Annotated in this window: 18 protein-coding genes; 9 read left to right on the forward strand and 9 right to left on the reverse strand. The window is 57.7% G+C overall.

Annotated elements, in window-relative coordinates; genetic code table 11:
• Positions 1 to 33: 33 nt before the first annotated feature.
• The 6 genes from RISK_RS08330 (at position 34) to RISK_RS08355 (ending at position 9,019) form a co-directional block, all read left to right on the forward strand.
• Positions 34 to 873, forward strand: coding sequence for a metal ABC transporter ATP-binding protein (locus RISK_RS08330; protein ID WP_047813785.1), 840 nt, complete (start codon positions 34 to 36; stop codon positions 871 to 873).
• A complete protein-coding gene (locus RISK_RS08335; RefSeq protein ID WP_047813786.1) occupies positions 873 to 2,207 on the forward strand; it encodes a metal ABC transporter permease in 1,335 nt (444 codons plus the stop codon). The genes RISK_RS08330 and RISK_RS08335 overlap by 1 nt, the downstream gene beginning before the upstream one ends.
• On the forward strand, positions 2,204 to 3,661 hold the full coding sequence (locus RISK_RS08340) for a metal ABC transporter permease (protein ID WP_047813787.1): 1,458 nt from the start codon (positions 2,204 to 2,206) through the stop codon (positions 3,659 to 3,661). Before RISK_RS08335 ends, RISK_RS08340 begins: the two co-directional genes overlap by 4 nt.
• Positions 3,658 to 5,697: a tetratricopeptide repeat protein gene (locus RISK_RS08345; RefSeq protein ID WP_047813788.1), complete on the forward strand. Its 2,040-nt coding sequence runs from the start codon at positions 3,658 to 3,660 to the stop codon at positions 5,695 to 5,697. Before RISK_RS08340 ends, RISK_RS08345 begins: the two co-directional genes overlap by 4 nt.
• Positions 5,698 to 5,843: 146 nt before the next feature.
• Positions 5,844 to 7,451 (forward strand): sulfatase family protein, encoded by a 1,608-nt coding sequence (locus RISK_RS08350; RefSeq protein WP_047813789.1) that lies wholly within the window; start codon positions 5,844 to 5,846, stop codon positions 7,449 to 7,451.
• 41 nt (positions 7,452 to 7,492) lie between these two features.
• The gene (locus tag RISK_RS08355) at positions 7,493 to 9,019 is read left to right on the forward strand and encodes a sulfatase-like hydrolase/transferase (protein WP_047813790.1); all 1,527 of its coding nucleotides are present in this window, start codon (positions 7,493 to 7,495) and stop codon (positions 9,017 to 9,019) included.
• A 27-nt stretch (positions 9,020 to 9,046) separates the two neighbouring features.
• Here RISK_RS08355 and RISK_RS08360 read toward each other — a convergent pair whose 3' ends face one another.
• Positions 9,047 to 9,733 carry a hypothetical protein gene (locus tag RISK_RS08360; protein WP_236696146.1) on the reverse strand — a complete coding sequence of 229 codons (687 nt, stop codon included), beginning with the start codon at positions 9,731 to 9,733 and terminating at the stop codon, positions 9,047 to 9,049.
• Positions 9,734 to 9,933: 200 nt separating this feature from the next.
• Here RISK_RS08360 and RISK_RS08365 point away from each other — a divergent pair, with 200 nt between their 5' ends.
• The gene (locus RISK_RS08365) at positions 9,934 to 10,686 is read left to right on the forward strand and encodes a tetratricopeptide repeat protein (RefSeq protein WP_236696147.1); all 753 of its coding nucleotides are present in this window, start codon (positions 9,934 to 9,936) and stop codon (positions 10,684 to 10,686) included.
• Between the two features lie 22 nt (positions 10,687 to 10,708).
• Here the strand turns inward: RISK_RS08365 and RISK_RS08370 are convergent, their stop codons facing one another.
• The 5 genes from RISK_RS08370 to RISK_RS08390 all read right to left on the reverse strand — a co-directional run bounded on the left by RISK_RS08370 (position 10,709) and on the right by RISK_RS08390 (position 14,894).
• On the reverse strand, positions 10,709 to 11,665 hold the full coding sequence (locus tag RISK_RS08370; RefSeq protein ID WP_047813792.1) for an ion transporter: 957 nt from the start codon (positions 11,663 to 11,665) through the stop codon (positions 10,709 to 10,711).
• Positions 11,662 to 12,234, reverse strand: a complete 573-nt coding sequence (locus tag RISK_RS08375) for a DinB family protein (RefSeq protein WP_047813793.1) — start codon at positions 12,232 to 12,234, stop codon at positions 11,662 to 11,664. Before RISK_RS08375 ends, RISK_RS08370 begins: the two co-directional genes overlap by 4 nt.
• A complete protein-coding gene (locus tag RISK_RS08380) occupies positions 12,234 to 13,568 on the reverse strand; it encodes a leucine-rich repeat domain-containing protein (RefSeq protein WP_083434852.1) in 1,335 nt (444 codons plus the stop codon). Before RISK_RS08380 ends, RISK_RS08375 begins: the two co-directional genes overlap by 1 nt.
• A 145-nt stretch (positions 13,569 to 13,713) precedes the next feature.
• Positions 13,714 to 14,193 (reverse strand): tRNA adenosine(34) deaminase TadA, encoded by a 480-nt coding sequence (gene tadA, locus RISK_RS08385; protein ID WP_047813795.1) that lies wholly within the window; start codon positions 14,191 to 14,193, stop codon positions 13,714 to 13,716.
• The gene (locus RISK_RS08390) at positions 14,190 to 14,894 is read right to left on the reverse strand and encodes a family 16 glycoside hydrolase (RefSeq protein ID WP_236696148.1); all 705 of its coding nucleotides are present in this window, start codon (positions 14,892 to 14,894) and stop codon (positions 14,190 to 14,192) included. Before RISK_RS08390 ends, tadA begins: the two co-directional genes overlap by 4 nt.
• 188 nt (positions 14,895 to 15,082) lie before the next feature.
• Between RISK_RS08390 and RISK_RS08395 the strand changes: the two genes are divergently transcribed.
• Positions 15,083 to 15,505: a VanZ family protein gene (locus tag RISK_RS08395; RefSeq protein ID WP_047813797.1), complete on the forward strand. Its 423-nt coding sequence runs from the start codon at positions 15,083 to 15,085 to the stop codon at positions 15,503 to 15,505.
• On the opposite strand, the gene RISK_RS08400 is transcribed toward RISK_RS08395, so the two are convergent.
• The 3 genes from RISK_RS08400 to RISK_RS08410 all read right to left on the reverse strand — a co-directional run bounded on the left by RISK_RS08400 (position 15,502) and on the right by RISK_RS08410 (position 20,502).
• Complete coding sequence (locus RISK_RS08400) at positions 15,502 to 15,699, reverse strand: hypothetical protein (protein WP_047813798.1); 198 nt, start codon at positions 15,697 to 15,699, stop codon at positions 15,502 to 15,504. The two genes, RISK_RS08395 and RISK_RS08400, sit on opposite strands and share 4 nt — an antisense overlap.
• Positions 15,696 to 18,740, reverse strand: coding sequence for a VWA domain-containing protein (locus RISK_RS08405; RefSeq protein WP_047813799.1), 3,045 nt, complete (start codon positions 18,738 to 18,740; stop codon positions 15,696 to 15,698). The genes RISK_RS08400 and RISK_RS08405 overlap by 4 nt, the downstream gene beginning before the upstream one ends.
• A 223-nt stretch (positions 18,741 to 18,963) precedes the next feature.
• Positions 18,964 to 20,502, reverse strand: a complete 1,539-nt coding sequence (locus RISK_RS08410) for a nucleoside permease (RefSeq protein WP_047813800.1) — start codon at positions 20,500 to 20,502, stop codon at positions 18,964 to 18,966.
• Between the two features lie 519 nt (positions 20,503 to 21,021).
• Here RISK_RS08410 and RISK_RS08415 point away from each other — a divergent pair.
• Positions 21,022 to 22,377: a rhomboid family intramembrane serine protease gene (locus RISK_RS08415; protein WP_047813801.1), complete on the forward strand. Its 1,356-nt coding sequence runs from the start codon at positions 21,022 to 21,024 to the stop codon at positions 22,375 to 22,377.
• The last annotated feature ends 237 nt before the right edge of the window (positions 22,378 to 22,614 follow it).

Raw genomic sequence — 22,614 nt, forward strand, 5'->3', positions numbered from 1 at the left:
GCACCGTCCCCGTCCAGCCCATCTGTTTTCATCATGAGTTCGTCTGCCATCCCTGTTGAACCTTCCGTTCCAAACGGGTCCGCCTCTTCGGGTGCCGGTGACACGTCGTCGGCCATCGCTTTGAAGGTGGATGATTTGACGGTGGCGTATCACCGCAAACCCGTCATCTGGGACGTTGAACTGGAAATCCCAGCAGGCAACTTGGTCGGCATCGTCGGTCCCAACGGAGCCGGGAAAAGCACGCTGCTCAAAGCGGCCATGGATTTGATCCCACGGGCGTCGGGGCGAGTCGAATTCTTTGGCCAACCGTATTCCAAATCACGCAGCCGAGTGGGCTACGTCCCGCAACGAGAAAGCGTGGACTGGGACTTTCCCGTTGATGCCCTCGATGTTGTGACCATGGGACTGTATCGACAATTGGGTTGGTGCATGCCGGTTCGCAAAAAGCACCGCGACATGGCCCGAGAAGCGCTCGCTCGCGTGGGCATTGCTGACCTCGCTCATCGGCAAATCAGCCAGTTGTCCGGCGGGCAACAACAACGCACTTTCCTGGCGCGAGCTCTCGTGCAGAACGCCGACTTGTATTTGATGGACGAACCGCTGGCTGCGGTCGACGCAGCCACGGAAGCCGCGATCATCGACCTGCTTCGTCAGATGCGAACCGATGGAAAGACCGCGGTTGTGATTCACCACGATTTGCAATCGGTGCCGGATTACTTTGACTACGTCGTGCTGCTGAACATGCGAGTGGTCGCATCAGGCAAAACCGAAGACGTGTTCACCAGTGAAAATTTGCAGAAGACCTACGGTGGCCGATTGACGTTGCTGGACGAAGCCACCGAAGCCATGCGTCGCCGGGAACGGTCGATCTGATGCCCGAGCACCTTTGGCGTGTGATCAGTCTGCAGGATCACAACACACGAGTCGTGATTTTCGGCGCCGCGATGCTGGGGCTCGCTGCCGGGTTGGTGGGTTGCTTCACGCTGCTTCGTCGCCGTGCTTTGGTCGGCGATGCGCTCGCTCACGCGGCGCTTCCCGGAATTGCAATTGCATTTCTGTGGGTCACGGCGATGGGCGGCAATGGGCGTTCGCTGCCGGTCTTGTTGGCTGGGGCCACCGTATCGGGCATGTTTGGGATCGCATCGATTCTGATCATTCGGCGTGGCACTCGCATCAAAGAGGATGCCGCGCTTGGAATTGTCCTCAGCGTCTTCTTTGGACTCGGACTGGAACTGCTGGGGATCGCCCAGCAAATGAAGAACGGGAACAAAGCCGGACTGGAATCGTTCATCTACGGCAAGACCGCGTCGATGGTCGAGAGCGACGCCTGGCTGATCGCAATCGCATCGTTGATTTGTGTTGTGGTTTGCGTGGGGCTGTTGAAAGAGTTCAAGCTGCTGTGTTTCGACGAAGCCTTTGCGGGCTCGCGGGGGTACCCCGTCGTGCTGCTCGATGCGGCTCTGATGAGCGTGGTGGTCGTGATCACGATCATTGGCCTGCAGGCCGTGGGATTGGTGTTGGTGATTGCCTTGCTGGTCATTCCCGCTGCGTCGGCCCGGTTTTGGACCGATCGATTGGTTTGGATGATGGTTCTTTCATCGGCCATTGGCATGATGGGATGCTTGGTGGGAGCAGCCGCCAGCGCCATGCTGCCACGATTGCCCAGCGGCGCGATGATCGTGCTGACGACTGGCATTGGCTTTCTGATCAGTTTTCTCATCGGGGCTCGTCGAGGCTTGTTGATTCGGATGTGGCGTCGTCGGTCGCTCAACGCCAGCATCGATCGACAACACTTGCTGCGTGAACTCTACGAACTGTTTGAAACCGATCCAAATCGGTTGTCGGTTTCGTGGGACGAACTCGTCCAAGCCCGGAGTTGGTCCAGCAAACGCCTTCGAAAGATTCTGGAGCAGGCCTCCAGCGATGGTTGGGTCAGCGAGAACATCACCAAGATGGAATTCGCTTTGACGGAACGAGGGGAATCCGAAGCCCGCCGACTCACACGCCGCCACCGTTTGTGGGAACTGTATTTGATTCATCACGCCGACATCGCACCGCAACGAGTTGACCGCGATGCGGACGCGATTGAGCACGTGCTGGAACCGGAGACGGTGGCTGAGCTCGAATCGTTGCTCAATGCCGAACTAGGGGAGCGCCGGATGCCGACCGACCCGCACGCTTCCTCCGCCGAAGGAGCCAAGGCATGATCGGTTGGGCTGACTCCACGTCATTTTGGACGGTGGAATGGAACTGGGCATTGGACGGATGGATCGTCGCCGCAGGAATGCTTTGTGCCGTGGCATCATCGCTGCTCGGTTGTTTCCTCGTGCTTCGCCGGATGAGTTTGCTGGGCGATGCGATCAGTCACGCGGTGCTGCCCGGTTTGGCCGCCGCATTTTTGATTTCCGGCAGTCGCAGCAGCGGATGGATGTTCCTCGGCGCCGTGATCGTGGGCGTTCTCACTGCACTCTTGTCCGACTGGATTCACGTTCGTGGCGAAGTCGACGAGGGTGCCTCGATGGGCGTGGTGTTCACGACCCTGTTCGCCGCTGGTTTGATCATGATCGTGTTGGCGGCTGATCGGGTCGACCTGGACCCAGGATGCGTTTTGTATGGGGCCATTGAATCGACGCCGCTTGATACTTGGGTCATCCCGATTCCGATTCTCGGTCCCACCGACATTCCCCGAGTCGTGGTCGTGTTGTCGATCGTCACGTTGATCAACGCGGCTTTCGTGGGGCTATTCTTCAAAGAACTGAAGATGGCAACCTTTGACGCTGAACTGGCCACCTCCAGTGGTTTTTCGGCCAAAGCGATTCACTACGTCCTGATGACGTTGGTGGCCGTGACTGCCGTTGCCAGCTTTGAAAGTGTGGGCAATATCCTTGTCGTTGCAATGTTGGTTGTCCCCGCCGCGACGGCGTATTTGTTGACCGATCGATTGGGAGTCATGATTCTGTTGGCCTGCGTGATTGGTGCCGCTTCCGCCTGGGGCGGTCACGTGGCCGCGGTCGAGATTCCGACCTGGTTCGGTTTCCGGAGCACCACCACGGCGGGCATGATGGCAGTCGCCACCGGATTCGCGTTCACACTTGCCGTGGTGGGTTCGCCCCGTCGCGGATTGATCCCCCAGTGGATCCGCAAACAATGGCTGCGTTGGACGATCCTGACGGACGACGTCTTGGCGTTGCTGTACCGCATGGAAGAAAAGACACTGGACGAACGTCCGATCGCGGATGCCATGGCCATGCAGGCCGACCTCAATGCCTGGATGGCGGGTGTCTTGTTGACCAACCGATTCGCGATCAAATCGGCGGTCAAGTATCACGCCTGGCGTGGCCGGATCGAAACCGCTCAGGCGGTTTCGACCACTGCCACCGCCGAAACGGCGAACACGGCCGATCGTTCGAAAGTGCTGGTTCCCAAGTTGACGGGTGTGGGACGATCCGAAGCGGAATCGCTGGTTCGCTCGCACCGGTTGTGGGAACAATACCTGGTCACACAAGTTGACTCGGAAGGCAGCCGGATTCACCAGCAAGCTCACCAGCTTGAGCACTTCACCGATCGCCAACTGCAAGACCAACTCGATCATCAAACCGATTCGCCGGAGAAGGACCCGCACGGCAGCCCCATTCCCTCGGCCAACGATCAACACCCATGAGTGCCAGCTTGGAATCCCATTCTTCTTCGACCGACCAGCATTTCTTCCGCACCAGCGTCCTCACGAAATGGATGCTCGCTGCGGCGTTGTGCCTTCTGACTGCGATCGCTTACTTGCCAGCCATCCAAGGTGGATTCATTTGGGATGATGACGATTATGTCACTGAAAACCCAACCTTGCACACGTTTGATGGACTGGTCGCGATCTGGACCGATCCTTCGGCGACACCCCAGTACTACCCCGTCGTTCACAGTTCATTTTGGATTGAGAATCACCTGTGGGGCCTGAACCCGATGGGCTACCACTTGGTCAATGTGCTGGTCCACTGCATCAGTGCACTGTTGTTGTGGCGAGTCCTCTCGCGGTTCTCCGTTCCGGGAGCCTACGTTGCGGCGCTCCTGTTCGCGGTGCACCCGATGCATGTGGAATCGGTTGCCTGGATCACCGAACGCAAAAATGTTCTGTCGGGGATGTTTACGTTGCTGACCATCCTGTGCTGGCTCAGGTACTGGGACTTCACGAAGTCGGAATCAGATGCCGAAACGACGCCTCGAAACCGGCGTTGGTACGCACTCGCATTGCTGTGTTTCATCGCCGCGTTGTTGAGCAAGACGGTCGCCTCCACCTTGCCCGCCGCGTTGCTGGTGATGATTTGGTGGAAGCGTGGCACGCTCCGGATCAAAGACTTTGTCGCCCTGATTCCGTTCTTCGTGATCGGCATCGGAATGGGGTTGCTCACCGTGTGGTTGGAAAAGGTCCAGGTCGGGGCCAGTGGCATGGACTGGGAATTGTCGCCTTGGCAACGGGTGCTGATTGCCGGACGAGCGCTTTGGTTTTACGCCGGTAAATTGGTTTGGCCGACCGAGCTGATCTTCACCTACCCACGATGGGAGATCGATGTCACCTCATGGTGGCAAAACGCGTTTCCAATCGCAGCGATCGCCGTGATGATCACGCTGTTCGTGATGCGCCATCGCTTGGGGCGCGGCCCCATCGCAGCGGTGTGCTTGTACGCGGGCACCTTGTTTCCTGCCTTGGGGTTCTTCGATGTTTACCCGATGCGGTTCTCCTTCGTTGCCGATCACTTTGCCTACATGGCCAGTGTTCCTCTGATTGCCTTGGTCGTGGGGGTGGTTGCGACTTGGCTGCAAACCAAGGATCAAGACGAGGAAGAATTTGGCTTGGGGCGACACCTGCCTAAATTGATGGCCGCCGGTGCCGCGTTGCTGCTGGCCACGGTTTCGTTTAGCCAAGCGACGATCTACAGCGGATTGGAAGTGCTCTGGCGGGACACGCTGGCCAAGAACCCCAACTCGTTCATGGCTCACAATAACTTGGGCGCGTTGCTCAACCGACGAGGTGACTACCTGGAAGCCGAAACGCATCTGCGTCGTGCCCTGGAGATCAAACCCACGTTTGCCGACTCCGTCATCAACTTGGCCCAAGCCCGTCAAAACCTGGGCGATCTGGAAGAGGCACTTTCGCTCTACACCCGTGCCACGGAACTCAATCCGGGGCTCGCCGAAGCCTACAACGGACTGGGGGCATCGCAAGGAATGATGGGTGACTTCGACGCCGCAGAAGCGTCGCTGAACCATGCCATTGAAATTGACCCCGGCTACGCCAATTCTTACGGGAACTTGGCGACGCTCCGATCCTCACAGGGACGCAACGAGGAGGCCATCGAGTTGTTCCAAACCGCCGTGCAACTGGCTCCTGAAAGACTGGATCATCGAACCAATTTGGCTCGCGTGCTGATGTCGGTCCAACGGTGGGAGGATGCCTCCGCAGTCTGGCAGGGGATCCTGGATCAATCCCCTGAAGACGTCAGCGCGATCTTGAACTTAGGCGTGATTGCAGCGAATCAGCAACGCACCGAAGACGCCATCGGCTACTTCGAACGTGTGCTGGCGATCGTCCCCAATCACCTGAGCGCCACGTACAATATGGGAGCCATGCACGATGCTCTGGGCAACACAGCCGAAGCGGAGCAGTATTTCCGGCGTGCCGAGCGATTGCAGCCATCTGTTCCCTGATGGCCGACCGAAGGAAATGAAAAGGCATTTCGAGTTTGCTGTGTGATTCGAATACAATCGGAGGCGGTTTCACCGCTCCTCTTCGTCGACACGGTTCCAAAATGCATTCGAACTCTTCTATCCCTGTATCGTCGAGCCGAACTCGGATGCACCTGCGGGATGCTTACCGAGGCCTTCTGGGAATTTTTGGGGTCACGCTGGTTTGCTCGGCAATTTCGCCCCTTTCGCTGGTCGCACAGCAGACGCCTGCCAGCCCACGTCCGAATGTGATCATCGTCTACACCGATGACCAAGGTTTCGGCGATGTCAGCAGTTTCAACCCCGAGGCAAAATTCGCGACGCCCAACATGGATCGTCTCGCGAAAGAGGGGATCGCCTTCACCAACGCGCACTCCAGCGACAGCGTTTGCACGCCATCCCGCTACGGATTGCTGACAGGTCGCTACAGTTGGCGGACAACGCTCAAACGAGGTGTGATGAACGCCGAGGGAAAGTGCTTGATCGCCGACGACCGGATGACGTTGGCATCCTTCCTTCGCGATCAAGGCTATCAAACGGGCATGGTCGGCAAATGGCACCTGGGCATGCAGTTCCCCGGCTCACCGAAGGACCGAGATTGGTCCCAACCCGTTCTCGACATGCCGTTGGACAAAGGCTTTGATCACTTCTTTGGCATTCCCGCATCCCTGAACTATGGCGTGTTGGCTTGGTTCGATGGTCGCCACGCCGCGGTTCCTCCCGAATCTTGGACCGGCAAGAAACCGAACAAGCGTCACGTCGACTATCGCATCATGCCTCCCTATGTCGACACTGAGGGCGAAGCACGGGAGCGTTTCAAGAACACGACCATCGAGGTCGCGGACGACTTCATCGACAATCAATGCCTGACTCGGTTCACCGACAAAGCGATCGAGTGGATTTCCGAAGTCACAGCCGCTCCATCCGCAGAAGCATCTTCCGACACCGCACCGTTTCTCCTGTACTTGCCACTGACATCGCCGCACTATCCCGTCTGCCCGCTGCCTGAGTTCTGGGGGCAAGGCGAATGCGGTGGGTATGGTGAGTTTGTCATCGAAACGGATCACCATCTCGGCCGCTTGCTCGACCATTTGGATTCAAACGGTTTGAGCGATAACACGCTCGTGATTTTGACCAGCGACAACGGCCCTGAAAAGTCATGGAAGCAACGCATCGATGACTTTGGTCACCACAGCAACGGTCCTTACCGAGGTGGCAAACGTGATATCTACGAAGGCGGCCACCGAGTTCCCATGCTGGCCCGTTGGCCCGACGGCATTCAGCAACCAGGTCGCACCAGCGATGCGTTGGTCGGACAAGTCGACTTGTTGGCAACCATTGCCGAATTGCTCGGGCAATCCGTGCCGGACCATGCCGCCGAAGACAGCCACAGCTTTGCATCGATCTTGCTCGACCCTTCTTACGAACATCATCGTGTCCCATTGATCAATCACGGGGTGCGAGGCGAGTTCGCCATCACGGCAGGCCACTGGAAGTGGATCGCTCCGAACCGATTCAAAGACCAAGGTGAACTCTACGATCTCGCCACTGATCCCGCGGAATCCAAGGATCTCTCGTCTGATCACCCTCAGATTGCTCGTCGATTGCAAACCGCGCTGACAAAAATCGTGGTCAACGGGCGTAGCACCCCCGGCGATCCTCAACCCAATGACACTGGCTACTGGGACGACCTCCACTGGATCGATCCTTCCGAGTACATCCGCCCCAGTCCCTGATCCTCTTCCCACACGATCCCCATCCCCCAGAGAGACCCTCCATGCATCTCATGATCCCCGTTCCTCGTTGGCTTCCTTTGGTTGCGTTGCTTTGCGCAATGAGCGTCTCGCACGCCGTAGTCGCCAACGATCGCCCCAACTTTTTGGTCATTGTGGTTGACGACCAATCGCCTCTCGATTTGAAGATCTACAACCCCGACTCGCCACTGGAGACGCCCAACATTGATCGCTTGGCAGCGTCCGGAATGGTGTTCGATGGGGCTCATCACATGGGGGCCTGGTCAGGTGCCGTGTGCACCCCTTCGCGGCACATGATCATGACGGGACGCACTGTTTGGCACCTTCCTCAGCGACGTCCGAAGAATGCAAAGCAACGCAACAACAATCAAAGTGTGCGCTACCCAGATGAGAAACTGGCCCCCAAGGACCTGCCTGAATACACCATGGCGGCGATCTTCAATCGGGCCGGGTACGACACGATGCGAACTTGCAAGAGGGGCAACAGTTACGCTGCCGCCAACGAGCAATTCACGGTCGTGCATGATGCAACCAAACGTGGTGGAACAGAGGAATCAGGCAGTGCCTGGCACGGCAAACAAGTGTTGGAATACCTGGATCAACGTGACGCTGCATCGGATGAAGATCCATTCTTGATCTACTTCGGTTTCTCGCATCCACACGACACGCGAGACGGAACACCTGAATTGCTGGCCAAGTATGGAGCGACCAACCACACTGATCGCAAATCATTGCCACCTGCGAATCCCAAGCAACCGCCCCTGCCGCCGAACCATTTGGAAGCTCATCCGTTCCATCACGGGCACCCCAATCTTCGCGATGAAGTCAGTGTCAGTGGCGTGTGGGATCGTCGCGATGAACGGACGATTCGCAACGAACTCGGACGAGAATTTGCCTGCAGCGAAAACATCGACATTCAAATCGGCAAGGTGCTTCACCGCCTCGAGGAGATGGGCGAATTGGACAACACCTACATCGTCTACACATCCGACCACGGCATGGCGATCGGTCGCCACGGTTTGCAAGGCAAGCAAAACCTCTACGAACACACTTGGCGAGTTCCCTTCATCATCCAGGGTCCCGGCATTCCACAGGGAAAGCGTGCGATCGGCAACCTTTACCTCCTCGATTTGCTGCCCACGCTCGTCGACCTCGCCAAGATCGATGGCCCCGAAACTCTGGAGGGAAAATCCCTGCAACCCGTCATCCGAGGCGACCAAGAAGTCCTTCGCGATGTCCTCTACGGCGTCTACTGTGGTGGAACCAAACCGGGCATGCGGAGCGTGAAGAAGGGCGATTGGAAACTGATCAAGTACGACGCGTTGGACGGCAAAGTCCACGAAACGCAGTTGTTCAACTTGGCCGCCAATCCGCTGGAGTACCTGCCCGAACACCAACGTGAATCGGAACTCGAAACGGACCTCGCAGAAAACCCGGCCTACGCTGAGAAACGTCAGGAACTGGAAGCGTTGTTGCTCTCCGAAATGCAGCGACTGGACGACCCGTATCGTCTTTGGGATCAACCCCAAGTCGCGGAAACCAATCCCTGATCCAATTGGTTCGAGCCAACCTCTGGCTCACTTCCGAAAAAACGCGAGTCCGCCGCCGACAATCCAGGCATCGGATTCGCGTCCATCCGTGGTGACCCAGTAGCGTCCAAACCCGGTCAACCGAGCGTGTGGCGTCCACCAAAAGTGGGCGCCCACCTCGGGATAGATCGACGCCATCGTCAGATCGTATTCGGTGTCTTCCTCACCGCGTTCGTCTGTGATTCCATCGTCGTCGTTGTCAACTCCATCGTCGTCCGCCTCGACGGTTTCCCAGTTCATCCCGGCGTAGCCACCGATCCCCACAAAGGGCGCCAATCGGGTTGGGGTTTGCAATCGCAATCCGGTGTCGAGTCCGATCGAAGCTTGGTCCCAGCCCGCAGCGCCGGACACCGACATCCGCTGAGTGAGGTACGAGGTCAAGTAGTTTTCATTCCCCACATCCGCTACAAACCCGGCTCCCGTGCGGGATCGATACGCCGCTCCGGCAGAAACGTAGGTCCCCTCGGCCCCGTTCAGGAACCTGGCATCGCTGGCCTGTTTCACCTTGCCAATCGGGTCGGATTTGGGAGCGCCTTCGGCATACTTCTCAGCGTAATCCGGGTGTTCCATCGCCCATCGCGAGTGCGTGATGCCGGTCGGCAATCGACACCCCAAGGTCACCACCAGGGCGCATCCGGCAACGAGCCACACGATAGGATGGAAGCTTGAATTCAAGAGATCGTCATCATTGATTTCGTTCGGACGATGGTCACTGGCCCGGTTCACCCTCGGCGATATCAAATCGTCACCCCCCAACACAAGCGGAGTCATGTGGCATAGGCTTCCGGCCTGTGAGGAAGGTGATGACCTAGCGCGACTCACAGGCTGGAAGCCTATGCCACTCTTTGTTCCCGTTCCATTCCAACATGCTGACCATGAGCCACACTTTTCACCTCTCGCCTCGAGTTCTTTTCTCGATCTTCGCGCTCACGCTGTCGTGGCTTGCGATCCATCCAGTGCATGCACAACAGCCCAGCATTGATCACTCGGCCCGACATGAGCTTGCGATCGAACGAGCCCGGTCCAACCTGCGTCCGGATGAGCCAGGTTCCGCGAATCGCCAGGTGGCAGTGGCCGATGCGCTGCTGCGTGCCGGGAAGGTTGACGATTCCATTCCGCACTACGAGAACGCAATCGAGCAATCGCCTGACATGCAGCCATACCTTTGGCAGTACGGCATCGCTTTGTTCTTCGCCGGGCGTTTCGAAGACGGACGGGAATTGTTCGAAGCCCATCGACGTGTGAATCCCAACGATGTTGAAAACGCAGCCTGGCACTTCCTCTGCGAAGCCAAGGCCAACGGCATCGACTCCGCTCGAAAGTTGCTGTTGCCTGCACCGGGAGACCGACGGGTCCCGATGTCTGAAATCCTTGACCGGCTGCCAGGAGGCGACACTGACGCCATCGAAGCCGCCGTGGAGGCGATCGACCATCCAGGGTCAAAGCAATCCGCTCGCTTCTATGCGGATCTCTACCTGGGGATGATCGCCGATGCGGAGGACCAACCAGTTGCCGCGGAGCGATTCATGAAGCGAGCCGCCGCCGCACCGCTGGCACATTACATGGCGGATGTGGCTCGTGTTTACGCGAAACACCTGCCGGATTCGACCAAGCCCGAAGTACGCTGACAATCACGCGACCGCCGTGGGGTCACGATCCCTGCGAACCATCCGGGCTCGACACCGCGGGAATCACATCGTCCAAGCGATGGCCGCAGCGATCACAATGGACGGCGCCCGCTCGGTGATTCGACAAACCACATTGCGAACACAGATGACGCTCCGTCGTCGTCACCAGCTTGCTCGACAGTTCCGCGCTGACAAATCCAGTTGGCACGATGATCAGCGAATACCCGAGCAGGATCAATGCGGCAGAGATGATCTTTCCGATTGTCGTGTGTGGCACCACATCGCCGTAGCCCACCGTGGTCATCGTCACGATCGCCCAGTACATCGACTGCGGAATGGAGGTGAAATCACTTTCATGGGATGATCCCATCAGCACTGTTTCGATCTGGTACATCAACGTGCCGCTGATCGTGACCGCGACCAAAACGACAGCCAAAAAGACAATGATCTTTTCGCGTGATTTCCAAACCGCATCCGCGAGCTCATCGGCCTGGCTCATCATTCGCCAAAGCTTCAGGACCCGAAAGACTCGCAGCAGCCGAACGCTGCGAAGAATGACAAATGACTTGGCGGAATACTCGACGAACAGAGCCAAGTAGCTCGGCAAAATGCTGAGCAAGTCCACGATCCCCCAAAAGCTGAACGCGTACTTCAGCGGGTGACGCACGCAGTACAGTCGGAGTGCATACTCAATGGTGAACAAGATGGTGAGAAACCATTCCAACACCCAAAACCAGGTTGCGAGCGTGCTGACTGGCGTCTCAGACTTGGGGTCACGTTGCAGGCCATACTCAGGGACCGTTTCCAAAGACACCAACACGATGCTGGCAATGATCGCGACCAACAACGCGATGTCAAAACCACGACCAAGCGTTGAGTCGGCTTCGAAGATCACATCGTAAAGCGTCTGCCGGACACCGGGTTCGGCGGGACGCTGGATCAATCGACGCCGCAACACTTTTTCGGTCGCGGTGCTCATGTCATTTGGGGACCGCGAGGAACCTGGATTTCACATCGCTGTTCAATGATTTCCAAGTGATGCAGTAAATGCCCCGCCGCCACCCAGGCCATCCCTCGGACACTGATGCGGTTGCCATCCACCGTCCCAACATTGTCCCAGGCGGTTGGATTGATTCGCCGCAGCAACGTCGCGTTGGCTTGCCGGCAGAATCCCAGTTCGGAGATCAACTCTCGCATGTTCCCCAGACCAAAGCGAGCCGCGGCGTAGGCGTTTTCGTCCCATGCGGGCTGGTTGCCTTGATCTCCTGCCGCGATTCGCAGCATTCGGTCCCCGGCAATTCGTTCCGCGTCGACGCAGTGTTCAATCACCTGGCGAATGGTCCACGCATAGGGTTTGTGGACCTTGTCAATCTGCTCCGCCGATAGGCTTCCTGCCAGTTCACAGACCCAGTGCAACTGGTCGTCCATGGCTTGCAGGATGCATTCACCAGGAACACGACGGGCCAATTCACAGTGATAGTCGAGCGACAATTCGTCTTCGCCAGGTCGGCGACTCTTGGAGCGGCTCACAGAAGCGTTGGCTTGCATCAGTTTTCAAACTCAATGACTTGAAGGTCGGGATGATTCTCAGCCAATGTGTCGATGACGTCGAATCCGATGCTGGTGTTGGCAACGTTCATGCTCTTGAGATTGGGCAGCTTTGCCAATTCCAGGAAGCTCTCATCGCCGAGTTGGGTCCCCGCAACGTTCAATGTTTTCAACTTGGTCATCTGCATCAACACAGGCAGTGATTCGTCGGTCACCGAGGTGGACTTCAGATTCAACTCTTCCAAGTTGACCAAGTCGCCGAACCCAGCCAATGTTTCATCGTTCGTCTTGGTTTCCCAAAGTCCGAGGTACGTCAGGTCCGTCAATTTACCCAATTGGGCGATTCCTTCAGGAGACGCCAGGCGGCATTCCGAAATGTCGACGTAGGTCACGGCGGGCAACTGCGAGATGACTTCCAGTCCTTTGTCATCCACCGACGAATCGCGAAGTTCAAATCGAGCCAGGGCTTTGTTGTTGGCGATGTGTTGGATGCCTTCTCCCGTCACGTCACAACCGCGAATTCGCAGACGCTTGAGCTTGGACAGCCCTTTCAATTCAGCCATCGCAGCGTCGTTGATTTTGGAATAATCGCCTTGCAACTGTTCCAGCGTTGCGGTCTGGCCCAGCATCTTCATCGTCGGACCGTTGATCGTCGTGCAGTAGTTGAAGTTGATGGACTTCAGCGGCAACGGGGCAAGTTGGACCAAGCCCTCATCGGTCACCTTGGATTTTTCCAGCTGCACATCGGCAAGTGTTTTGATCTTGGCAAGCGAATTCATGCCGGCATCGCCGATGTTGCTGTTCCGCAGATCGATCGCTCGCAATTTGCTCAACCCGGTGAGCAATTCCATGCCTTCGTCGGTGACGCCGGTGCGACGCAGGAACAACGCTTCGAGAGTGTTCATTTTGCCAACCGTTTCCAGCGTCTGGTCCGTGATCGCGGTGTCCGTCAGCGTCAAGCGTTTGAGTTTGGCAAGCGAAGTCAGGTTGTCCATTCCAGCATCGTCGATGCCAGGGCCATTGAAGGTGGCGATCAGCGTGTTGGGAATTCCGCTGAGATGCGGCAAGGATTCCGCGATGCCACCTTTTTGGTTGGCGATCGAAAACTCAACGACGTTGCCATCGTCGTTTTTCGTCAGGATGTAACCCGCGTCGGTCAGTGCGGCGACAGCCTCTGGATCGTCCGGCGTGGCCTGAGGAGGAACACTGACCACGGTCTCTTCGACTTCAGGAGTGTTCGCGTCCTGGCCGGTCTTGGAGTCGGAACGGGAACACCCGGTGAGGGCCAGACCACCGACGAGCAGTCCGGTCAACAGGGAACGATGAATGGTCATGGGACGAAGGCTTGGGCGAGAGAGCAAATTCAGTTTCATTTTGACGAGGGCAAATTGCCACGGGAAAGGTTCGGAGGGAGTGTGTCAGCCGTCTTGGACTGAGAAGGCCCTGCATTCTAGCGTCGATCGACTTGGACTTCTTCCCCTACTTTTTGCCCAGTGCACGCTTGGCAGAGAAGAACTCGGTTAATAAATGGCCGCACTGTTCGGCCATCACGCCATGGGTGATTTCGCAGCGGTGATTGAGGCGTGAATCGGTCAGCACTTCGTACAAACTGGTCACCGCCCCTGCCTTGGGATCGCTGGCCCCAAAGACCACCCGCGGCACGCGAGCCTGCAGAATCGCCCCCGCACACATCAGGCAGGGTTCCAGCGTCACGTACAGCGTCGTTTGTTCCAAACGCCAGTTTTCGATCGAAGCTGCCGCCTGGGTGATCGCGATCATCTCCGCATGAGCCGTGGGATCATGCAAGGCTTCCCGCTGATTGGCCGCTGCGGCGATCGCGGTTCCCGATCGCACGATGATCGCTCCAACCGGAACCTCATCTTCCATCGCGGCAGACTGAGCCATCTCGATCGCCCGCTGCATCCAGTGACGATCAATGTCCAAGGGGTCCAAACTCATGGGTTTCCCGCTGGTGTGATTGCGGAGGCTTCTTCGCTCGGCGATTCAGGCTTTTCAGCGGGGGACTGATCGTCCAAACGGCGAATCTCCAGGCCTCGGATTTCACTCTCGCATTGAAAATTTGCGATCCCCAACGGCAGGCATGGATCCATCTCGATTCGGATGTCAAACGTGTGCTCGGATCGGTTCACGTTGGACCATTCTGAATCATCGATCCAAGTGGTCACGGTTTCCTTGTCGACTCGAATCCGGATGTTGTACCAATGCTTGTTTTCGAAGTCTTTGTACCCGGTGGTTTCGTTGCTCGATGCGTCATTCCCATCGATGCTGCTGATTCCAACCACACCGCCGCCCCAGCCCCCCAGCACAAAACTGCAGTGTTCTTTACCGACAGGGAACGTCACGGCCGCGAAAAAGTCGAACCCGTCGGTTCGCCGAGCCTGCAGACGCAGTTCGTAGTTCTCCAGTGGAAAATCACCGGTCCAGCGGATTCCGGTCAGCGGGTCGCCCATCCCCAGACGGAACAACTCACCGGTCGCAGGCAGCTTCGCGGAATCGTCCTGAGCAGTCTTCTTCCAATTTTCTCGTGTGATTCCGCCGTCCCCACCAAAGTGGGCTTCGTCCCATTTTCCTGCCAATGGACGCCATTTGAACTGTGATTTCGCGGTGTTTTTCGTTTCAGCATCGCTTTTGGCCGCCACAGGGGGAGTTTCCCCGGACTGGCAATATGCAGAAGATGGGGCAAGTGCGAGCACGAGCGTCGCCAAGAATGCCCGCGACGCCGGAAACGAAGCCAGATTGATCGAAGGAGTGGATTGCGGACGCACGATAGAGACCTTTAGCGAACGAATTGTCATAGACGCCCATTGTCCTCGCGAGAGCACCGCTGATGCAACCGGTCACCAAATTTCGACTGCTCGGCTTTCGATTGGCCGTGATCGCTTTGGTTGCCTACTGGGTCGCGATTTTTGTGGGCACGCATCTGCCCAAGATGCCCCAGTCACTCCCGTCGGTGAACGACAAAGTGATGCACTTCACGGCTTTCTTCGGGTTGGCGATGTTGCTTTGCTACTGCACCAACTCGTCCCGTGTCTGGCGTCGCTTTTCAATCATCGTGGCCATGTGCTTGGTGTATGCGTGCGTCGATGAGCTGAGCCAGGCTCTGGTTCGAGGCCGGCATTCGGACCCGATGGATTTCTTGGCCGACGCCGCAGGCACCCTGACCGCTGTGTTTCTGTACGCAGCCGTTCGCTGGGCCTGGCTGAGTCACCGCGAACGCTCGGATTCGGTTCACTCGCCGTCGGCGACCTAGGCGTAGATCGCAAACAGGATCGGCAATCCAATGCCGACCAACGAATGCAAGGCGATTGCAAACCAATACGGGCCTGGCGATTTCTCGCGTTCAACGACCATTTTGTCCGCTGCCCATCCGAGCATCGCGCATCCGGTGAACAGTTCCAACCCGATGAGCAGCAACGCGAACGCGGTGAAGACGAGCATCATCATTTCTTCTTCGCCCGTCGCTTGGCTTCGAGCAACCGTTCGGTGTAACTGGTCCCTGATGAGTCACCTTGGCTGCTTGCTGACGTCGACGGTCGCGATGCATCCTGGGAATCCGTTGGCCGCCCCAGTGGGGAATCCAAACCTTCGATGTCCGACCGTTTCGAGCCATCAGTGTCGATCGATTCCGGCTCGAACCGTGGGCTGGCTCGTCGTTGTTTGTGGACGTCCTCTTTGGTTTGACGCAGTTGATCCAATCTCGCGACCGTTGCCGTTTCAGGTTGGGCATCCCCCACCATTCGTTTCCACCAAGTCTTCAGGAATCCAAACCGAATCGCGACACGTCGCACCAACACGTCGGTGAAGAAAAACACACAAGCGGCCAACACAAACCATGGCCACGCATCACGAATTCGACGGGCCAACGGCAATCCACCACGGAACGTGTCCCGCGATAACAGGGCGTCATTCAAGGTTGCTTCCAGAGGCTCGGTGACGATCCCGGCTTCGCCTCCATCCGGTTTCATCGAGGCCAACTGAGCGATCAAGGTTTCGTTGGTTTCACGATACCGGAACTCTTCGCTGTAAGGCACCGTGACGCCAGCAGACAACGGCGCGTTGCCTTGGCCGGGAATCACGTTGACGAAGTAGGTTCCCGCTCGATCGATCGGAAACGACCCCTCGTAGCGTCCCGGTGCAGTCTGCTCCATGTCCAGCATCAATGGTTGAAGATCAGGGTCCAAAACCGAACCACCGACCTCCAAGAAGTTGAGGAAGGAATCGTCATCGTCGAGCGCGGTCACGATGACATCGACCATGTCATCTCGCACCTGTGTGGCCAACGAGAATTGACCGGTGTCGCCGGTCGGACGCATCAACCAACGCACCAATTGCGAATGCAGTTTTTCATAGCCGGGCCACCCCGTCCAAGCATTCGTCCAGCGTGCGCCCGCATCGGTTGTGAGCACCGCGGAGCGTCCCAGCCCGTAGGTCCAGGTGGCCAACACCGTCGCGTTTTCCGGCGTGCTGGGTTTCGGGGACTGAGCGATGACCTGAACCAGCGGGCTGTCTTTGACCTGAGTCATGACAAAACCGGTGATCGGTGGAAGCGAGTCCAGCCCATCGACGACCGGGTGCGGAAAGACAATCTGCGGGGTGACGCCGCCGGGTGGCTCGTAGATCAAAGGCCGCGTCACCCGGCGGGCTTCTCGCTGAAAAATGCCGGGCAATGCACGCCCCGACTTGACCGCGTAGTACTTGCCACCGGTGGACCGAGCGATGTCTTGCAAGCGTTTGCTGTCGGACAACCCGTGCGATTCCACCGCGACCGTGCTGATCGTGATGCTGTTGTCTTGGAAGGCTTGGATGACACTGTTGGTGGGTGCTCCCGGGTCCCCGTCGCTGATGATGATCAAATGCTTGACTGAAGCATCGGTTCGAACCAACCCCGCAACCGCCATCCGCATCGCCGGATCAAATTCCGGCATGTCGCCTGGTGACATCCGTCCCACCGCCGCCAGCATCGCGCGTCGATTGGGGCCGACCTCCAACATGCCTTTGGATCCGCCCCACAACCATTTGTCACCGTTCATGGTCCAGTGAACCACGCCGGCTTGATCCGCGCTGCCGAGTTGCTCAATCGCCGCGATCGAGATCTGCTTTTGCCAGTAATTGCCCTGCGCCATTTCGCTGGCGTGCATGATCAAGGCCAGAGCCCCGACACCTTGCACTTTGGTGTTCTTGATTTGGAAGTCGACCGGCATCGCTTTTTCAAGCTCCGTCCCTGTCCATCCACCAGCCCCCAGCGAATCCGGGCCGCCGATCATCAGCAACCCGGCCCCGAGTTGCTGGGTGTTGCGGACCAGCATTTCGATTTGGTCATCACTGAACGAAGTGATCGTTTGAGTGGTGTCACCGGACACCCTGGCAACGCCAGCCAAAATCACCGCGTCGTAGGGTTGCAGCTCGGCCAGCGATCCGAAGAGCTGCGTGGTTGGCATGGGAGTCACTTCGATGTTGGAATCTCGCAACGTTGCAATCAGCAGTTCGAAATCACCAATGTCCTCTGGACCGTGAATCAACAGCACACGTCCTTTGCCACGGACGTAGGTGTAGCCGGTCGCACTGTTGTTCTGCGTCAGAGAATCGTCTTCGTCGTCATCGGCAATGAATTCCGCTTCATAGGTGTACGCCGCTGGTTGATCGATCTTGTGCTGCAGCGGGAACACGTTCTTTCCCGGTTGCAGCTCCACGGTCTGTTCGAGCAGCAACGCTTCTTCGCCTGCGACCTTCTGTTTGACGCGCAAGCGACCTGTGACAGGTTTCTCTGGATCGGATTGCTTGGCACCTTGGCGATCCACCACGATGCGTGCTTCGAATGGTTGGCCTTTGCGAATGTTCGTCGGCAGATCGATCTTTTCGACCAAGACTTCTCCGCCGGCCTCCTTCAACACTGGAACCACGTCGATCCCAATCCCCGCGTCCACAATCCGGCTGCCGATTCGGCGAGCTTCTCCCATGTTCTCGTTGCCATCGGTCACGATCACGATGCGGCGTGACGTGTCCTCGGGCATGGATGCCTGAGCGAGGTTGAGTGCCGTTTCCAGATTGGTCGCGTCGGTGCGTTCCAGCAAACTTTCCAGACGACGAATCGGCGGCACGTTGTCGTCGTAAGGCGGAATCTCGATCATCGCATCCCGACCGAAGACGATGATCCCCGCGCGGTCACCACGCGTTGCATTTCGGTGACGGCGAACCGATTCGATCACGTAATCCAGCATCGCCGTTCGTTTCGCCGACGGAATGCTTTCGCTTTGATCCAGCACGTACATGACCGTGATCCGGTCACTGGTCCAGACCAGTTGCACACCGGCAAGCGCCGCGACGATCGCGGTCCAGACAACGGTCCGGACGATCAAAGCAACGACCCGTCGCCAAGCCCCTAGCACTCGCAAGTGCGACCATCCCAGCCACCACAACAACGGCAGCGCAGCCAACCACCAAAGGTAGTCGGGCGATTCAAAACCGAGGCGAAAAGGAAATGTCACGAAAGAGCCCTGGATGGCTGAATAGCCCCTTGAGGCTGGGGAGCCCCGCGAGGCTGGAGGAACCCAGTGAGGCCGGAGGAACCCAGTGAGGCCGGAAAAGCGATCGTCAACCCAAGTCGATGCAGCGACCTGACCACTGGCGTGTCGCTCACACCCACCGCTCCATCATAACGCAGGATCCAACGGTGGGGTCCCGCGGTGTTCGCACCTGATTGCCAGCCGATCAGACCGAGGTGTCCGATGGAACGGGCTCGGCAGCAGAGGCTTCGGCCGCGTCTGGTTCCGTTTCGGTTCGGTCCCAGAATGTCACGGCGAAGACAACAAAGATGATCGCCGCCATGATGGCGGGCGACAACCAAAAGTCCTTCCACTGTCCCATCGTTTCCGCCAAAATCCCCGCATCGAGTCCCTCGGGCAATGCTCGTGAAAACATCTGCGTGAATGATTCCAGGAACGACAGGGACGTCGATTCACCGCGTGCATCCGCCAACGCTTCCACGTAGGTCGGCGAGGAAGTCACCTGCTGGCCGTAGTTTCCGAACGTCAAGTTGAGAGGAATGAAGCCAAACAAGTCTCCTCCCGCCATGATCCGGTAACCAAAGAACATCCCGACGCCTTGAGTCAAGAACACCAATAACCCCTGGGCTTGGCCGCGAATGCCAAGCGGGGCTTTCTGGTCGGTGTACATGAACCCCGTCACAAAGAAAAAGTCATAGCAAATGCCGTGCAGCGCCACCGCGGCGAGCAACATCCACGTGACTTGATCTGGTGCGCCATACGCGAACAGAGCGTAACGCAACACCCAACAAGCCATCCCAACCAAGATCATCACTTTGACGCCTAAACGGCGGAAGAAGAACGGGATCAGCAACATGAAGATGATTTCGGACATCTGCCCGATTGTCATCGTCGCCGCCGGTTCCGCGAATCCGGTTTGGCTCAGGTACGTGGCTGTCATGCCGTAGTAGTAAGCCAAAGGAATGCAAATCAACGTCGAGCAAGCCGCGAAGATCAGGAAGTTCCAATCTTTCAGCAACGCAAATGCATCGACCATGAACAGCGACCGCATGTCCATCGGCTTGCCTTTGAGCGGTGGCGGGGTGTGCGGCAAAAAGAAACACAACACACCCAACGCGAGCGAGCTGACCGCACCGAGCCAAAAGATGTTGTACGACGAGGACCAACCCAAGATCCCGACCGTCAAGCCCGCAGCGATCCAGCCGATCGTGCCCCAAACGCGAATCTTCGGGAAATCGTTTTGACTGGGGATGTTCGAAAATGCGATCGTGTTGCCCAGTCCCAGTGTCGGCATGTAACACAGGAGGTACGCCAAGATCATCCAGACCAAAGTCTTGCCAGCGGTGTTCTCCTCCGCTTGCGAGGCGCTGAAGGCCTCCGCATCGTAGGTGCCCGCAGCACGCATGGCATCGGCGGTCTCATTGGCAAACGCTGAAGCACTTTCCGCCATTCCTGGGATCAATAGCATGATGCCGCCGCCAACCAGCATCAGCGATCCCATCACACGTTCGCTCGCAAAGAACCGGTCGGCGACCAATCCCAAGAACAAGGGAGCGAAGATTGCTGCGAGGGGAGCCGCTTCATAGGCACCGCCAATGAACGCTCCCAACAAATTCGAATCCATCGCAGCGGACAGGCTCGCGAACCAAGCTCCCCACGCGAAGAATTGGAGGAACATCATCAGCGACAACGATGGGACGATCCATCTGGCGGCGGACTGGGAGTTGGATTCTGCGTCTTGCATTTGAGTCAGCACTGGGAAACGAGGCAGGAGGTTTCAAGGTGAGCTTTCCGGCTGCGGCCGGCGCTCTCGCAAGTGGGGAGCCACGCGATGGCGGCCGCGGGTCGGCCCATCTTAAGACAATTCGCAGGAGCCGTGTCTCGACTCAGCCTCAGTTTGTCGATTGCCTGCCCAAGCCAAACCGACTGTTGCGAATGCTGAACGCAGAGCAGGCTGTCGATGGATTTGCCCCGGTCTTCCTCAGTGGATCAATCGTTGCCCAACACGCATGCGAGCGGATTGGCCGGAGCCCTTGCCGGCCAGTGGCGAACCGATCTGCCTCCGCGGTCAGGCAAACCCGAGGGGCTTTGCGATCGATGAACAAACCCTTTGAAGGTCACGCACCCGGCGGGCTCCAGGTCCTGCCGATCATCGAGGCTCGCCCCACAACAGGTGGTTTCCTGCCACCGCTGGCGTCGATCGCGTTAGACTACGGTCGCGGTGGTTGCCATTGTCATTCCCCTCACTCGAAGGAGACGCGTCGTGTTGTTTGTGCCGATCTCGACCGACGCGCCCATTTATCACTGGCCGATCGCCACCGTCAGCCTGATCGTTGCCAATGTGCTCGCCTTCAGTGTTTGCGTCTGGGGGCTGGTCACTGGAAACATTGACTACGAAACGTTGGAACGCTTCGCTCTTTCGTACGAAACGATCCATCCGGTCCAGTGGGTGACCAGCGTTTTTCTGCACGCTGGTCCGTTTCACTTGATGGGCAACATGTTCTTCCTGTGGGCGTTCGGTCTGATCGTGGAAGGCAAAGTTGGTGCGTGGAAGTTCTTGCTCATCTATTTGGGCATTGCTGTTGGCGAATGCGTTGTCGAACAGCTGATGATGTTGGTCCTCGTCGGCGAAGGGTATTCACTGGGGGCCTCCTCAGCCGTGTTCGGATTGATGATGATTGCTTTGATTTGGGCACCTGAAAACGACGTCGAATGTGTGTTGGTCTTTGGGTTGTTCTTGCTCATCCGAGCCTTCGCGTTTGAAATCAAAGTCGTCACGCTCGCGATGCTGTTCTTGTTTCTGCAAGTCGTTGAAATGTTCGTCGCGGGGTTCTCCGTCTCGTCTGGGGTGCTGCATATGCTCGGTGCACTCGTTGGCGCACCCATCGGGCTCTGGATGCTGCACACGGGTCGTGTTGACTGCGAGAACTGGGACGTCATTTCCCGCAACGAGTGGTTGCAGGAATACGAGTGGCTCTGCCCACCGTCGCGTCGCGAAGCCATTCAGCGGGAAGCGGCCATTGCGTACGATCCTGTGGCGGCGGCCTTGGCGAGCAAGCATTCGCAAGTCGATGCGAAATCCACCTACGCTCAACGGCAATCGGCGTCGGCCACGCCAGTGAAAACCAAGCGTGGGTTCCTTGGCAAGAAAAAGCGTGGCCCCAACGATGCTGCCGCAGCCGCTCAAGCCGCGATGACCGCGTCGCAATCGCACTCCGAGTTCAATCGCCTGTCGATGCTGCTACGACAAGCCCTCGCGAGCGGCAGTTTGAGCGTCGCCAACTCCCACTTTGCCAAGCTGGACCAACTCGCCATCGCCACGGGGTTGTCCGACAAGACCCTGTTTGACTTGGCCAAACTCTATGCCGCAGGGAAACAGTTCGTTCCCGCAGCGGGCCCACTGCAAATCATCGCTGACCGCGACGGTTCGCTGTCCAACGAAGCACGCTTGCGACTGGCCCAGATCCAGTTCAAAGTCATGCGCCGCGCCGATCTCGCGACGGCCTCCTTGAATCAAATTCATGTGGACGAGAAGAAGCCCACCGAGTCCCAGCAACAAACGCTTGCCCGCCGAGACCAACTGCTCACCCTGTGCCGAGCAGTCGCCACGCCTCCGTGACCGCCAACGACGATCCAATCCAAATCCATCTCCTCCATATGGTGCCAGCCACCTTCATTTGACTTTGCTGCGGCGATGCATACGATGCTTTTGTCTTGCCAATCCCTTTGGAGAGCAGAGCGATGCCGCGGCCTCAGCGATGTGAACAGTTTGATCCAAACGAAGTGGGAATCGTGCACGTGGTCCAGCGATGTGTGCGACGCGCCTTCCTCGCAGGGGTCGACCAAGCGACTGGCA

It is taken from the genome of Rhodopirellula islandica (genome assembly GCF_001027925.1).
GTDB classification, from domain to species: domain Bacteria; phylum Planctomycetota; class Planctomycetia; order Pirellulales; family Pirellulaceae; genus Rhodopirellula; species Rhodopirellula islandica.